We start from the raw sequence: 1,140 nt of genomic DNA, 5'->3' as shown, positions 1-1,140 counted from the left end.
AACAACACTTCACGGTTTTCACCATTTCTCGGTAATGTGCCACTCAACCACGTCGCACCGATATCCATAACCGACGCCTTCATACCATTCGCGTTGGTCAAATGCATCAGATTCGCAGTTTGGCCATCAAACGACGGCGTTTGCGCCATCGCTTGTTCTAGTTGTTGAAAATAGGCTTTCATCATCATTCCTTACAGCACTTCAACCAAAACCGCACCATTTTGGGCTTGGCAAACATAAATCGACTCTTTTAAGCCCGTAGCCGCTTGGTACTTCGCTTCAACTTCCGCTTTCACGTCATCAACCAGTGCTGGCGGTACAAGTGCCACGATGCAACCACCAAAGCCACCGCCAGTCATGCGCACGCCGCCTTGATCGCCGATCACCTCTTTGACTATCTCCACCAGCGTATCGATTTCTTTTACCGTAATTTCGAAATCATCGCGCATCGAGGCATGAGACTCGGCCATCAGCTCGCCCATACGCTTCATGTCGTGTGCTCGTAGCGCTTGTGCCGCTTCCACAGTACGATCATTTTCTGTGATGACGTGACGTGCACGCTTGGCCACCATTTCATCCAGCTCAGCGACTTTCTCGTTGAACTGCTCAATCGTCACATCACGCAAAGCTTTCACACCGAAAATACGCGCCGCTTCTTCACATTGCTGACGACGAGTGTTGTATTCGCTGTCGACCAAACCACGTTTTTTATTCGAGTTGATGATCACGACTGCCATGTCTTCTGGCATAGAGACTGCTTCAGTTTCAAGGCTACGGCAATCTAATAGCATCGCATGATTTTCACGCCCTTCCGCTGAAATCATTTGATCCATGATGCCGCAGTTGCAACCGACGAATTCGTTCTCAGCTTGCTGACCGTTTAACGCAATTTCGGCTTGGCTGATCTCAAGGTTGAACAACACTTTAAACGTTTGACCGATGACAACTTCAAGCGCCGCAGACGAGCTTAAACCCGCACCTTGCGGTACATTTCCGCTGACTGATATATCAGCGCCAGTGAAATAGTAACCACGATCAAGCAAGCACTTCACCACACCACGAATATAGTTCACCCACATTTTGTCTGCTTGAAAAGTGATATCCTGGCTAATATCGAATTCATCCACAGCATTGCCGTAA

The 1,140-nt window shown here is 48.6% G+C and carries 1 protein-coding gene and 1 pseudogene; both read right to left on the bottom strand.

Features of this window, described 5'->3' with window-relative positions; genetic code table 11:
* Positions 1 to 182: pseudogene (gene galM / locus R8269_RS25465) on the bottom strand (galactose-1-epimerase); the annotation flags it as partial.
* 9 nt (positions 183 to 191) lie between these two features.
* On the bottom strand, positions 192 to 1,140 hold a 949-nt coding region (gene galK, locus R8269_RS25460), incomplete at its 5' end, for a galactokinase (protein WP_318222944.1).

The organism is Vibrio sp. Vb0667 (genome assembly GCF_033391095.1).
This window is presented reverse-complemented; position numbering and strand designations above follow the sequence as displayed.